General features: G+C 71.3%; 10 protein-coding genes. 3 read left to right on the top strand and 7 right to left on the bottom strand.

Annotated features, from left to right (window positions below):
- Window positions 1-954 (bottom strand): DUF4097 family beta strand repeat-containing protein, encoded by a 954-nt coding sequence (locus AB0J12_RS03940; RefSeq protein WP_363262577.1) that lies wholly within the window; start codon window positions 952-954, stop codon window positions 1-3.
- Between the two features lie 130 nt (window positions 955-1084).
- On the opposite strand from AB0J12_RS03940, the gene AB0J12_RS03935 reads away from it, so the two are divergent.
- Window positions 1085-1936, top strand: a complete 852-nt coding sequence (locus AB0J12_RS03935) for a hypothetical protein (RefSeq protein WP_363262576.1) — start codon at window positions 1085-1087, stop codon at window positions 1934-1936.
- Between the two features lie 64 nt (window positions 1937-2000).
- Here the strand turns inward: AB0J12_RS03935 and AB0J12_RS03930 are convergent, their stop codons facing one another.
- The 5 genes from AB0J12_RS03930 to AB0J12_RS03910 all read right to left on the bottom strand — a co-directional run bounded on the left by AB0J12_RS03930 (window position 2001) and on the right by AB0J12_RS03910 (window position 9039).
- Window positions 2001-2180, bottom strand: a complete 180-nt coding sequence (locus AB0J12_RS03930) for a DUF6104 family protein (RefSeq protein ID WP_003992906.1) — start codon at window positions 2178-2180, stop codon at window positions 2001-2003.
- Window positions 2181-2265: 85 nt separating this feature from the next.
- Window positions 2266-6102, bottom strand: coding sequence for a multifunctional oxoglutarate decarboxylase/oxoglutarate dehydrogenase thiamine pyrophosphate-binding subunit/dihydrolipoyllysine-residue succinyltransferase subunit (locus tag AB0J12_RS03925; protein WP_363262575.1), 3837 nt, complete (start codon window positions 6100-6102; stop codon window positions 2266-2268).
- 291 nt (window positions 6103-6393) lie between these two features.
- Window positions 6394-7503 carry an ATP-binding protein gene (locus AB0J12_RS03920; protein WP_363262573.1) on the bottom strand — a complete coding sequence of 370 codons (1110 nt, stop codon included), beginning with the start codon at window positions 7501-7503 and terminating at the stop codon, window positions 6394-6396.
- Complete coding sequence (locus AB0J12_RS03915) at window positions 7500-8237, bottom strand: response regulator transcription factor (protein WP_103781389.1); 738 nt, start codon at window positions 8235-8237, stop codon at window positions 7500-7502. Before AB0J12_RS03915 ends, AB0J12_RS03920 begins: the two co-directional genes overlap by 4 nt.
- Before the next feature lie 124 nt (window positions 8238-8361).
- Window positions 8362-9039 (bottom strand): spermidine synthase, encoded by a 678-nt coding sequence (locus AB0J12_RS03910; RefSeq protein WP_363262572.1) that lies wholly within the window; start codon window positions 9037-9039, stop codon window positions 8362-8364.
- Window positions 9040-9315: 276 nt separating this feature from the next.
- Here AB0J12_RS03910 and AB0J12_RS03905 point away from each other — a divergent pair, with 276 nt between their 5' ends.
- Window positions 9316-10137: a rhomboid-like protein gene (locus AB0J12_RS03905; RefSeq protein ID WP_363262571.1), complete on the top strand. Its 822-nt coding sequence runs from the start codon at window positions 9316-9318 to the stop codon at window positions 10135-10137.
- A 72-nt stretch (window positions 10138-10209) separates the two neighbouring features.
- On the opposite strand, the gene AB0J12_RS03900 is transcribed toward AB0J12_RS03905, so the two are convergent.
- The gene (locus AB0J12_RS03900) at window positions 10210-10857 is read right to left on the bottom strand and encodes a GNAT family N-acetyltransferase (RefSeq protein WP_363262570.1); all 648 of its coding nucleotides are present in this window, start codon (window positions 10855-10857) and stop codon (window positions 10210-10212) included.
- Between the two features lie 207 nt (window positions 10858-11064).
- Between AB0J12_RS03900 and lon the strand changes: the two genes are divergently transcribed.
- Window positions 11065-13479, top strand: a complete 2415-nt coding sequence (gene lon / locus AB0J12_RS03895; protein ID WP_363262569.1) for an endopeptidase La — start codon at window positions 11065-11067, stop codon at window positions 13477-13479.
- Window positions 13480-13540: the final 61 nt, after the last annotated feature.

Raw genomic sequence — 13540 nt, 5'->3', positions numbered from 1 at the left:
TCAGAGCACCTTCTTGTCGGTCGTGCCGTCGGCCGGGGCGCCGAAGTCACCCGCGCCCGGACCGGAAACGGAATTGTCCCCCGAGGTGCCGCCGGCGCCGGAGGCCGGGCCGTTGTCGTGCGGCCGCGCCTCCCAGGGCTCGTCCTCGGCCAGGGGCCGCCGCAGCAGGGCGATGGAGCCGGAGACGGTGGTCGCCTTCAGCCGGCCGTTGCCCGCGCCGAGCCGGCCGGTGATCCGCTTGGCGCCCCACTGACCGGTGACCCGCAGGTCCTCGAAGGCGTTGGAGACCGAGCCGCTCGCGGTGTTCGCCTCCACCCGGGTGTCCGCCGGGTGGGGCAGGCGGATCGCGATCTCGCCCGAGACACTGGTCAGGCTGACGTCGGTGGGGTGGTCCGCGGGGTCCAGGTCCACGATCATCGAGCCGCTCACCGAGTCCGCCCTGACCGCGGAACCGGAACCGTCCAGCACGGTCAGGTCGCCGGAGACGGAGTTGAAGCGCAGCTCGCCGCGCAGGGCCTGCGCCTCCACATTCCCCGAGACCGTGTCGGCGCGCACCGGGCCGCCGAGATCGACCAGGGTGGTGTCCCCGGTGACCCCCTTGACCTCGGCGCGGCCGTCGACGCCGGAGAGCACGGCTTCGGCGCCGACCACGCCCACCTCCACGCGCGTGTGCGGGGGGACGGCCAGGGACACGACGGCGCTGCGCCGCCGGCCCTTGCGGTCGAGCCACTTCAAGAAGCCCTTCCAGGGCAGGTCCTCGTACGCCACCGTCAGGGTGCCGCCCCGCTGGGTGACGAGCAGGGGCGGGCCCTCGATCTCGGAGACCTCCAGGCGGGCGGCACCCTCGTCCGCGCCCACCACGTTCACCGTGCCGTTGACGATACGCACGTGGAGCTCGCTCACCGGCTCGTCGAAGGTGAGCTTCTGCGGCTCTGCGACGGACCACTCGGACATGGAAGACCTCCTCGACACGCCATATCGCGTCTTACGAGATTCACGATATATCGCGGTGTCGGGAAGTCAAGACACCCGTTCTGGTGATCAGGGGGAGCGGACGGCGGTGACGCGGCCTTAGCGTGGGGACATGCCGACGGAAGACGCCCACGGTCGCAGCCGCCCGTCCGGCGGTGCCGCGTCCGGCGCGCTGCTGCTGTGCCGTGCCGCGCCCGCGGCCGTCGCCCCCACCGCCCGGCTGCTGCGCGATCCCATGCTGCTCGCCGAGGCGGGCGAGGGATGGAGCGTCCTCGTGCCCGAGGGAGGTCCCTGGCGGCACGGCGGCGAACCGGTTGACCGGGTCCTCACCGGCTGGGCCACCGCCCTGGCCGTCGCCGCGACCTGGCCCGTGCTCGCCCTGTGGTGGGACACCGACCGCACGGGCTACACCCTCGCCGCGGGGTTCCGCCGCCCTGTCGGCTACGTCTGGCTGGCCAACGGAACCGCCGCAGGGGAGGACGAGGCGATGCGCACCTTCGCCGCCCGGCTCGGCCTCGACCCGGTCCTGGACGTGCAGGCCCTGGAGCAGCTCACCCGCCCCGACGCCTCCGCCGACGCCCGCGCCCGGCTGCGCGGCCTCCTGGCGGTCCTCACCCGAGCAGGCGTCGCCCTGCCGCCCGGCCTCGATCCGGGCGCCGCCACCGACCGGCTTCGGGAAGCCGCCCTGAGGCGTCATGGCGTCCGCGAGCTGGACCGGCACGGCCTGCGCGAGACGCTGCGCGGCGAACTCGACGCCGTCGAGCGCGCCGCACTGGCCCCCTGGCTTCCCTGGTCCGCCACCCCGCAGGCCCGCGCCCTGGGCGCCGCCCAGCTCACAACGGGCCTCTCGCTCGCCCTGTGGGGCCTACGACGGCACAGAGGCGGCTGGGCGGCGGTGGGGGCGCTGCTGCTGGCCCACGGCGCCCTGGGCCTGACGTACGGAATCACCCACCCCCGCGACTGACCCGAGAAAAGCCCCCAGGGCGGCACAGGGCGCCCGAGAGCGCCCCGCCGATGCCCGCTAGGTGTTACTCGTCGTCCTCGTCGTCCAGCCGCGCCAGCCACGTCGCCAGGCGTTCCACCGGGACCTCGAAGTCCGGGTTCAGATCGACGAACGTCCGCAACTGCTCGGCGAGCCACTCGAAGGTGACCTCCTCCTCGCCGCGCCGCTTCTCCAGTTCTTCGATGCCTCGGTCGGTGAAGTACATGAGGCCAAGGATAAGTGGGCGCAAACGGCCGGGCCGCACCCCTGAGCAGGGGTGCGGCCCGGTCATGTACGACCCGCGGGAGCGGTTACGCGTCGAACACCTCGCGCACGAGCTGCTCCTGCTCGGCCTGGTGCCGCTTGGCGGAACCGACGGCCGGGGACGAGCCGTGCGGACGCGAGATGCGGCGCAGGCGCTCGCCGGCCGGGATGTCCGCGCCGACCGCCAGGTCCAGGTGGTCGATCAGGTTCAGGGCGATGAACGGCCAGGCGCCCTGGTTGGCCGGCTCCTCCTGGGCCCACAGGTACTTCTCGGCGTTCGGGTACTTCGCGATCTCGGCCTGCAGCTCGGCACCCGGCAGCGGGTACAGGCGCTCCAGACGGATGATCGCGGTGTCCGTGACGCCCCGCTTCCTGCGCTCGGCGTCGAGGTCGTAGAAGACCTTGCCGGAGCAGAAGACGACCTTGCGGACCGCGCTCGCCTCCACCGAGGTGTCGCCGATCACCGGCTGGAACTGACCGGTGGTGAAGTCCTCCGCCTTCGCGGCGGCGGCCTTCAGACGCAGCATCGACTTCGGCGTGAAGACGACCAGCGGCTTGTGGTGCGGGTTGTGCACCTGCCACCGCAGGAGGTGAAAGTAGTTCGCCGGAGACGTCGGCATGGCGACCGTCATGTTGTTCTGCGCGCACAGCTGCAGGAACCGCTCGGGGCGGGCCGAGGAGTGGTCCGGGCCCTGGCCCTCGTAGCCGTGCGGCAGGAGCAGGACGACGCCGGAGGTCTGGCCCCACTTCTGCTCGGCGGAGGAGATGAACTCGTCCACCACCGTCTGGGCGCCGTTGACGAAGTCGCCGAACTGGGCCTCCCACAGCACGAGCGCGTCCGGGCGGGCCAGCGAGTAGCCGTACTCGAAGCCCATGGCCGCGTACTCGGACAGGAGGGAGTTGTAGACGTTCAGCCGGGCCTGGTCCTCGGAGAGGTACTGCAGCGGCGTGTACTCCTCGCCGGTGCTGCGGTCGATGATGACCGCGTGGCGCTGGCCGAAGGTGCCGCGCTGGGAGTCCTGGCCCGCCAGACGGACCGGCACGCCCTCCAGCAGCAGCGAACCGAACGCCAGGGTCTCGCCCATGCCCCAGTCGATCGTGCCGTCCTCGACCATGGCCGCCCGGCGCTGCAGCTGCGGCTGCAGACGCGGGTGGACGGTGATGTGGTCGGGCACGTTGACCTGGGACTCGGCGATCCGCTTGACGACCTCAGTGGAGATCGCGGTCGGGACCGCGACCGGGAAGCCGTCCTGCGGCTCGGCGGAGTCGACACCGGCCGGCTGCGAGGTGGCCTCGCGGACCTCGGTGAAGACCTTCTCCAGCTGGCCCTGGTAGTCCTGCAGCGCCTGCTCGGCCTCTTCCAGGGTGATGTCGCCGCGACCGATCAGGGACTCGGTGTACAGCTTGCGCACCGAGCGCTTCTTGTCGATCAGGTCGTACATCAGCGGCTGGGTGAAGGCCGGGTTGTCCGACTCGTTGTGACCGCGGCGGCGGTAGCAGATGAGGTCGATCACCACGTCCTTGTTGAACGCCTGGCGGAACTCGAACGCCAGCCGCGCGACACGGACGACGGCCTCGGGGTCGTCGCCGTTCACGTGGAAGATCGGGGCCTCGATCATGCGGGCCACGTCCGTCGCGTACATGGAGGAACGCGAGGACTCGGGGGCCGCGGTGAAGCCGACCTGGTTGTTGATGACGATGTGGACCGTGCCGCCGGTGCGGTAGCCGCGCAGCTGCGACATGTTCAGGGTCTCGGCCACCACGCCCTGGCCCGCGAAGGCCGCGTCGCCGTGGATCGCCACCGGCAGAACGGTGAAGTCCGTGCCGCCCTTGTTGATGATGTCCTGCTTGGCGCGGGCGACGCCCTCCAGGACCGGGTCGACGGCCTCCAGGTGGGAGGGGTTCGCGACCAGGGAGACCTTGATCTGCTCGCCGTCCAGGCCGGTGAAGGTGCCGTCGGCGCCCAGGTGGTACTTCACGTCGCCGGAGCCGTGCATCGACTTCGGGTCGAGGTTGCCCTCGAATTCGCGGAAGATCTGCGCGTACGACTTGCCGACGATGTTGGCCAGCACGTTCAGGCGGCCGCGGTGGGCCATGCCGATGACGACCTCGTCCAGGCGCGACTCGGCCGCGGAGTCGATGACCGCGTCCAGCAGCGGGATGACGGACTCGCCGCCCTCCAGGGAGAAGCGCTTCTGGCCGACGTACTTCGTCTGCAGGAACGTCTCGAAGGCCTCGGCGGCGTTCAGGCGGCGCAGGATCCGCAGCTGCTCCTCGCGCTCCATCCTGGAGTGCGGGCGCTCCACGCGGTCCTGGATCCACTTGCGCTGCTTGGGGTCCTGGATGTGCATGAACTCGATGCCGGTGGTGCGGCAGTACGAGTCGCGCAGCACGCCGAGGATGTCGCGCAGCTTCATCATCGACTTGCCGGCGAAGCCGCCGACGGCGAACTCGCGCTCCAGGTCCCACAGGGTGAGGCCGTGCTCGACGATGTCCAGGTCGGGGTGCTTGCGCTGCTTGTACTCCAGCGGGTCGGTGTCGGCCATGACGTGGCCGCGGACCCGGTAGGAGTGGATCAGCTCGAAGACGCGGGCGGCCTTGGTGACGTCGTCGTCGTGGCTGGCGTCGATGTCCTTGAGCCAGCGGACCGGCTCGTAGGGGATGCGCAGCGCCTCGAAGATGTCGTCGTAGAAGCCGTTCTCGCCGAGCAGCAGGTTCGCGACGATCCGCAGGAACTCGCCGGAGGCGGCGCCCTGGATGACCCGGTGGTCGTAGGTCGACGTGAGCGTCATGACCTTCGAGATGCCGAGCTTGTTCAGGGTGTCCTGGCTGGTGCCCTGGAACTCCGCCGGGTAGTCCATGGAGCCGACGCCCATGATCACCGACTGGCTGGGCATCAGCCGCGGCACGGAGTGGACGGTGCCGAGACCGCCGGGGTTGGTCAGCGAGACCGTGACGCCGGTGAAGTCGTCCATCGTCAGCTTGCCGTCACGGGCGCGGCGGACGATGTCCTCGTAGGCCTGCCAGAACTCGAAGAAGTTCAGCGTCTCGGCCTTCTTGATCGCCGCGACGACGAGCTGGCGGTCGCCGTTGGGCTTGACCAGGTCGATGGCGAGACCGAGGTTGACGTGCTCCGGCTTGACCAGGGTGGGCTTGCCGTCCTTGAGCTGGTACGACCAGTTCATCGCCGGCATGGCCTTGATGGCCTGCACCATCGCGTACCCGATGAGGTGCGTGAAGGAGATCTTCCCGCCGCGGGCGCGCTTGAGGTGGTTGTTGATGACGATGCGGTTGTCGAACAGCAGCTTCACCGGGACCGCGCGCACCGAGGTGGCGGTCGGCATCTCCAGCGAGGCGTCCATGTTCTTCGCGACCGCGGCGGACGGACCGCGCAGCGTCACGAGCTCCGGACCCGCGGGGGCCTCCTTGGCGGGCTCCGCCTTCGCCTGGGGCTGAGCGGGCGCCTGTGCGGGACGCGCCGGCTGAGCCTGGGCGGGGGCGGGCTTCGCCGCGGGGGCGGGAGCGGGGGCCGGCGCCGGAGCGGCGGCCGCGGGCTTCGCAGCCGCGGGAGCCGGGGCAGCGGGCTGTGCCGGAGCGGCCGGCGCGGCGGCCCGGGGGGCCGGGGTGGGCGCCTGGGTGGGGGTCTGCGCGGCCCCCGCGGCCGCGCTACCCGACGCAACCGGGGCTCCTGCCGCCCCCGGCTTGTAGTCGGCGAAGAAGTCCCACCAGGCACGGTCTACCGAATTCGGGTCCTGGAGGTACTGCTGATAGATCTCATCGACGAGCCACTCATTGGGACCGAACGCGGCAGCGGGGTTCTTTCCCGCTTGGTCGGCGTCGGTCGTAGGTGCGCTCGATGCGTTACTGGGGGACTGTGGCGACACGGCGGCAACCGCCCTCTTCCGCTTCACAAGGTGATGGACAGCGGGAATAAAGGCTACGCCTCCCTGAGGGTGAAGGTCAGGTCGGGCCCGTTCATCGTCGCGTAAGTCACATCTCAGCCCGTGTTTCGGCGCTTGAAATGGCGGGAAACAAGCGTGGTTCCGGTGTGAAAGAGGCGTGCCGGGGTACGGCGACGGGGGCCCTGCACGCGGGGCGTGCGGACGTGTGCCTGATCACACGTGTCCGTCGGCGCGAACGCTCGTGGATCTTGAGGCTCCGCTCCGAACCCTACGTCAACTTTGGACGGTCGGCTCTCCTGGAAGAGTGACAAGAATCCGGCAACCTCGCTCGGATTCGGCCACGCCGATGCGGCCCCCGTGCAGGTCCACGGCCCAGCGCGCGATCGCCAGGCCGAGCCCGGTGCCGCCGTCGCTGCCGGGACCGTGCGGCCGCGCGACCACACCCCGGTTGAACCGCTCGAAGACGCGGTGCCACTCCGACTTCGGGATGCCGGGCCCCTCGTCCAGGACCTCCAGCTCCAGCGAGCCGGGTGCCTTCCCGCTCCGCGCCTTGACCGTGACCCGGCCGTGCGGCGGGCTGTGCTTGACCGCGTTGTCGATGAGGTTGGCGACGACCTGGTGGATGCGCTCCGGGTCGGCGTGCGCGGTCAGGTCGCTCGGGAAGACATCCAGGTGCAGATGGACGTCGGCGCGGGTGTGGCTGCCGGAGCCGGAGGCGATGCCCGCGCGCGCCGAGGCGACCATGTTGGCCTCCTTCAGCACGCCGGACAGATACGGCCACACCTCGAAGCGACGTTTCTTCAGCGGTACGACGCCGTTGTCCAGCCGGGACAGGTCCAGCAGCGTCTCCACCAGTCGGCCCAGCCGCTCGGTCTGTTTCAGCGCCGTGCGCATGGTCTCGGGGTCGGCCTCGGTGACGCCGTCCACGATGTTCTCCAGCACCGCCCGCAGACCCGCGATGGGGGTGCGCAGCTCGTGCGAGACGTTCGCCACCAGCTCTTTGCGCTGGCGGTCCTGCGCCTCCAGCTCGTCCGCCATCACATTGATCGTCTGGGCGAGGTCGCCCAGCTCGTCACGACGGCTCTCCCGCACCCGGCGGGTGTAGTCGCCCTGCGAGATCGACCGGGCCACGGTGTTCATCTCGTCCAGCGGCGCGGTCAGCGAGTGCGCCACGAACTGCGTGATCAGCAGTGTGGCGATCATGGAGAAGACCGTGATGAAGCGCAGCTCCGTCCGGGTGCGCATGGCGATCATCATCAGTCCCGTGGTGATCAGCACCGCGATGACGACCAGCACACCCAGCTTGGTCTTGATCGAGAACGGGCGTACGCCGCCCCAGGGATCCCCGGGACGCCGCCGTGCGGCCGGCCGCCCGTCGCTCATGGCGTCGGCGTCTCCAGCGCGTAGCCCACACCGTGCACGGTGCGGATCCGCTCGGCACCGATCTTCCGGCGCAGCGCCTTGATGTGGCTGTCGACCGTGCGGGTGCCCGAGGCGTCCGCCCAGTCCCACACCTCCGCCAGCAGTTGCTCACGGGAGAGCACCGCGCGCGGGGTGTTCGCCAGGCACACCAGCAGGTCGAACTCGGTGGGCGTCAGATGCACGTCCTCCGACTTCACCCGGACCCGGCGCTGCGCGTGGTCGATCTCCAGCTCGCCCAGGCGCATCACACCGCTGCGCGGCGTGGCGGCGGCCAGCGCGGCCCGCTCCACCCGGCGCAGCAGCACGTGCACGCGGGCGGCCAGCTCCCGCATCGAGAACGGCTTGGTCATGTAGTCGTCGGCCCCGACGCCCAGCCCGACCAGCATGTCGGTCTCGTCGTCGCGGGCGGTGAGCATCAGCACCGGAACCGGCCGCTGCGCCTGCACCCGCCGGCAGACCTCGAGCCCGTCGAAGCCGGGCAGCATGATGTCGAGGATCAGCAGATCGGGCTGCCAGGCCTCGGCGGTGTCGACGGCCGCCGGGCCGTCACCCGCGGTTTGCACGAGAAATCCCTCGGCGCGCAGGCGGGCCGCGATGGCGTCGACGATCGTCGGATCGTCCTCGACGACCAGGACCCGCCGCTGCGCGCCGGGGGTCGCCGTCGTGCCGCTCTGGGAGGTGTGTGTCTGCTCCATCGCCCGCCCCTGAAGTGTGCTTTCCGGAATCAGTGGGGTGATCCCTCGGTCTGCGCGTGACTGCGATTGACGCTTGAATGATCCGCGCCAGGGAAGCAGCGTACGGGGAGTCACCACGGCTTTGCTATTCAGGGCGGATCCCGAGGTGCACGACGTCGGGAACGCCTCGGGCAACGGGGATCTCTTCCGTACGCACCTGCTGGAACCCGACATTCCCCAAGGTTTCTTCGAAATCCGGTGACGGCTGGGCCGACCACACCGCGAGCACCCCGCCGGGTCTCAACACCCTTGCGCAGCTTGCCAGTCCGGCCGGTGAGTACAGTCCGTCATTGCCGTCCGTGACGGTCCAGCCGGGGCCGTTGTCGATGTCCAGGCACAGGGCGTCGAACGTGGCGGATGTCTCATTGACGTAGTCCACCAGGTCGTCGTGGACGACTTCGGTGCGCGGATCGGCCAGCGCCTCGCGGGAGAGCCCGCCGAGCGGCCCGCCGCGGTGCCAGTCGATGACGGCGGATTCCCTTTCCACCACGGTGATCCGGCCCCACCGCGAATTCGCAGCCGCATGGGCCAGCGAGAAGCCGACGCCCAGCCCGCCGATCAGCACGTGCGGCGCCGGGCGGTCGCCGACCGCCTCCAGCGCGGCGTCGACCAGCAGCCGCTCGCTGCGGCCGTCGGAGGTGTCCATCAGAAAGCACCCGTTGGCGATGATCTGCAGCAACTCGCCGTGCCGCCGCAGCACGACCTCGCCGTAGGGACCCTCGCGGCGGTCCAGGACCTCGGGACTGTCGTACGTCGTGGACATGGATCCCATCCTGCATGAACGGGGCTTTGCGGGAACGGGAATTACGGGAGCCGGCGGGCTCGGACGGCGCCGGAGCACCCGTTCGTGGGACGCAGCGCGCGGGACACGGGACGCCGGGGCGGGTACGCCGGAACGCGCGCCGGGGCGACGGGGATCGGCGGCGGACGCGTAAGAACCTTGAGAGGTTGCTGAGAATCCGGTCACGCGTGGCGTGGATCACAGACAGCGGGTGGGTGGGACCCGAAAGGTTAGGTGCGACGGAAGGAGCGCCTCACCGTGGAACGCACTGCGAGGGTCGACAGGACGCCTCCCGACGCGCCTCTTCCGGCCGATCTGCCGGACCTCACGCGACTGCTGGACGGCATGCCCGGCCAGCCGCGGCGCGGCGGCCCGCAGGCACCCGTCGCGCCGTCCGCCGCTGCCGCCGAGGCCACGCCGGCTCCCCGCGGGCGGCTGCGGGCGGTACGCCCCTGGCGGCTGCTGCCCACTCCCCGGGCGACCCCCTTCACCTTCGTCTACGCCGTCGTCCTCGCCTTCACCTCGCTCGTCGCCGCGTACGCCGACCCCGCCGTCGTGCAGGCGCTGCAGCAGGGGTCCAGTACGGACGTGGCGCACCTGGCGCGGCACCCGGTGCTGGTGCTCGTCGGCAGTGCGCTGTGGATCGCCGGCGGGGTGCTCTCGCCGTACGCGCTCGGTTTTCTGCTCGTCCTGACCGCGCTGGAGCGGCGCGTCGGCGGTCTGCGCACGGCCGGCGTCTTCCTGTGCGGGCATGTGCTGGCGACCCTCGCGACCGAGGTGCCGGTCGGGTTCGCGGTCGCCACCGGTCACCTGCCGGACACCTCGCTGCACCGCCTCGACTACGGCATCAGCTTCGGTGTCGCCGCGGGCGTGGGCGCGCTGGCCGGCCTGCTGAGGCCGTGGCTGCGCTGGCCCCTGCTGGCCTGGGTCGCGCTGATCATCGGTCAGGACCTGCTGTCCCCCTACGACCCGCTCACCAGCTGGGGTCACGCGATAGCGCTGACGATCGGCATCACCACCTGGCCCCGCCTGCGCCGCTGGGCGGCCACCGCGCAGCCCGGCGGGCCGTCGCGGGCGTGAAGGGGCGCGGGGAACAGTCCGAACCCACGCGACGTACCGCGGGGGAGGGGTGGCCCCCGCGTCCCCGCCCCCTCAGTCCTTCACCCGCCTGGCGCTCGTCAGCGGCGCGAGCGTCCGCCACCCCAGCGTTTCGTACAGCGCCCGCCCGTCCGGCGTCCCGGCCAGCACGCCCGTTCGCGCGCCCGCGTCCGCCGCACCTCGCTGGAGGGTGCGCATCACGAGGGTGCCCAGGCCCCGGCGGCGGTGCTCCGGCGAGGTCTCGATCATGTCCGCCACCGCGGTCGGACCAGTCGGCGCGATCTGCCCGCTCGCGGCCCAGGAGCCGTCCGGCGCGGTGACGAGGGCACGCAGCACACCGCCACGCGTCCACGTGCGCAGCCGGTAACCGTCCGGGACGGCGGGCGCCGGGGCGGACGCCGGCAGCGGGACGGACATCAGCCAGCCCGGCTCCGGGTCGATCCACCAGCCGTCGCCGAGCCAGCCGCCGACCTCGGCCGGATCCCGGAACGCCTTGAACTGCACCCCCGCCCCGGTCACCGTGTCCGCCACCTTCCGTACGGCCGTCTCCGCGACGGCCTCGCCGACGCCGCCGAACACGTGCCGGCTGACGTGGTCCGGCCGTCCGACGTCGATGGTCCAGCCCCACTCCCGTGCCGCCGGCGGAGCCGCACCCCGCGACACGACCCACCCCTCCACCCAGGACCGCACGATCGTGTCCACTCCGGTCTCCCGTCCGCCGTGCCAGAATCGCAGTAATAGTCACCAGCCCGCATAGACTATTACCTGACGGGTCGGTGCGCGACCCCCTCCCGTGACCTTCGGGCGCCCGTGTCCTTGATCGCTCACAGCGAACACCGGCTTGGGAACATCTACCGACTCCCAAGCATTGAGTCGGTACAACTCAACTTGACTGCCGAAAGGGAGATCATGGCTTCGACGTCCGCATCGCTCACCCTGCCTGTGCTGCCGCTCGACGACGAGGTCGTGCTGCCCGGGATGGTGGTTCCGCTGGACCTGAGCGACTCCGAAGTGCGCGCCGCGGTGGAGGCCGCGCAGGCCGCCGCCGGCTCCGAGGCCGGAAAGCCCAAGGTCCTGCTCGTGCCACGCATCGACGGGACCTACGCGAGCATCGGTGTCCTCGGCACCGTCGAGCAGGTCGGCCGGCTGGCCGACGGCGACCCCGGCGCCCTGATCCGCGGCCGCAGCCGCGTCCGGATCGGGGCCGGGACCACAGGCCCGGGTGCGGCGCTGTGGGTCGAGGGCACACAGCTCGACGAGACACAGCCGGACCCCGTCCCGGGCCACGTGCAGGAACTGGTCAAGGAGTACAAGGCGCTCGCCACCACCTGGCTGAAGAAGCGCGGCGCCTGGCAGGTCGTCGACCGCGTCCAGGCCATCGACGACGTCTCCGCCCTCGCCGACAACTCCGGCTACTCACCCTTCCTCACCACCGCGCAGAAGGTGGAGCTGCTCGAGACCGCCGACCCGGTCGCCCGCCTCAAGCTCGCCACCCAGCAGCTGCGCGACCACCTCGCCGAGCAGGATGTCGCCGAGACCATCGCCAAGGACGTCCAGGAAGGCGTCGACAAGCAGCAGCGCGAGTTCCTGCTGCGCCGCCAGCTGGAGGCCGTCCGCAAGGAACTGCGCGAGCTGAACGGCGAGAAGGAGGGCGAGGAGTCCGACGACTACCGCGCCCGCGTCGAGGCCGCCGACCTCCCGGAGAAGGTCCGCGAGGCCGCCCTCAAGGAGGTCGACAAGCTGGAGCGCGCCTCCGACGCCTCGCCCGAGGGCTCCTGGATCCGCACCTGGCTCGACACGGTCCTGGAGATGCCGTGGAACGAGCGCACCGAGGACGCCTACGACATCCAGGGCGCCAAGGCCGTCCTGGACGCCGAGCACGCCGGGCTGAACGACGTCAAGGAACGCATCACCGAGTACCTGGCCGTGCGCAAGCGCCGCGCCGACCGCGGCCTGGGCGTCGTCGGCGGGCGGCGCGGCGGTGCCGTCCTCGCGCTCGTCGGCCCGCCCGGCGTCGGCAAGACCTCCCTCGGCGAGTCCGTCGCCCACGCCATGGGCCGCAAGTTCGTCCGCGTCGCCCTCGGCGGGGTGCGCGACGAGGCCGAGATCCGCGGTCACCGCCGTACGTACGTCGGGGCGCTGCCCGGCCGGATCGTGCGGGCCGTCAAGGAGGCCGGCTCCATGAACCCGGTCGTCCTGCTCGACGAGATCGACAAGGTCGGCTCCGACTTCCGCGGCGACCCCGCGGCGGCCCTGCTCGAAGTCCTCGACCCGGCGCAGAACCACACCTTCCGCGACCACTACCTGGAGGTCGAGCTCGACCTGTCGGACGTCGTCTTCCTCGCCACCGCCAACGTCCTGGAGGCCATCCCCGAGGCGCTCGCCGACCGCATGGACATCGTCCGCCTCGACGGCTACACCGAGGACGAGAAGGTCGTCATCGCCCGCGACCACCTGCTGCCGCGTCAGCTGGAGCGGTCCGGCCTGAACAAGGACGAGGTCACCCTCGACGAGGGCGCCCTGCGCAAGCTGGCCGGCGAGTACACCCGCGAGGCCGGTGTGCGCACCCTGGAGCGCTCCATCGCGCGTCTGCTGCGCAAGGTGGCCGCCCAGCACGAACTGGGCGAGCGCGAGGTGCCCTTCACGGTCACCGCGGACCACCTGCGCGACCTGATCGGCCGCCCGCACCACGTTCCGGAGTCCGCGCAGGACCCGGCCGAGCGCCGCACCGCCGTCCCCGGTGTGGCGACCGGCCTCGCGGTCACCGGCGCCGGCGGTGACGTCCTCTTCGTCGAGGCGTCCCTGGCCGACCCGGAGACCGGCGCGGCCGGACTGACCCTCACCGGTCAGCTCGGTGACGTGATGAAGGAGTCCGCACAGATCGCGCTGAGCTTCCTGCGCAGCCACGGTGCGGAACTGGAGCTGCCGGTGGGCGACCTGAAGGACCGGGGCGTGCACATCCACTTCCCGGCCGGAGCGGTCCCCAAGGACGGCCCCAGCGCCGGCGTCACGATGACGACGGCCCTTGCGTCCCTGCTCTCCGGCCGCCTGGTCCGCACCGACGTGGCGATGACCGGCGAGGTCTCGCTGACCGGCCGGGTGCTGCCCATCGGCGGCGTGAAGCAGAAGCTGCTCGCCGCCCACCGCGCCGGGGTGACCACCGTGATCATCCCCAAGCGCAACGAGCCCGACCTGGACGACGTCCCCGCCGAGGTGCTGGACAAGCTCGACGTCCACGCGGTGACCGACGTGCGCCAGGTCCTGGAACTGGCCCTCGCGCCCGCCGCGAGCGAGGCGGCGCCGGAGGTTCCGGTGGCGGCGTGACGGACGCCGCCGGATGAGGGGAGGCCCGGGTCCCGTGAGGGAGACCCGGGCCTTCGCCGTA

This window comes from Streptomyces sp. NPDC049915 (genome assembly GCF_040656475.1).
Lineage (GTDB): Bacteria > Actinomycetota > Actinomycetes > Streptomycetales > Streptomycetaceae > Streptomyces.
The sequence above is the reverse complement of the archived record's forward strand: the minus strand, read 5'-3'. Positions and strand labels throughout refer to the sequence as shown.